At 69.6% G+C, this 207-nt stretch carries 1 pseudogene; it reads left to right on the top strand.

What is annotated here, in order from left to right:
• Positions 1 to 2 precede the first annotated feature (2 nt).
• A pseudogene (locus tag AOK23_RS51170) lies at positions 3 to 207 on the top strand (protein kinase domain-containing protein); the annotation flags it as partial.

Raw genomic sequence — 207 nt, 5'->3', positions numbered from 1 at the left:
CGGTGGGGACCCAGTACCTCGGGATCGTCAGGGCCAAGTGGTTCCATGACCTCAGCTGCCTGTTCTCGCTCAAGCCGGGCGGGATGGGGCGGGTCTACCTGGCGCGCTCCCCCCAGGGACGGTTCGTCGCGGTCAAGGCCATCCGCCCCGAGCTGGTGGGCGACCGGAACTTCCGGATTCGTTTCCGGCGTGAGGTGGAGGCGGCGG

Origin of the sequence: Streptomyces torulosus, from assembly GCF_001419765.1 — a bacterium.
In the GTDB taxonomy this organism is placed as follows: domain Bacteria; phylum Actinomycetota; class Actinomycetes; order Streptomycetales; family Streptomycetaceae; genus Streptomyces; species Streptomyces torulosus.
The sequence above is the reverse complement of the archived record's forward strand: the minus strand, read 5'-3'. Positions and strand labels throughout refer to the sequence as shown.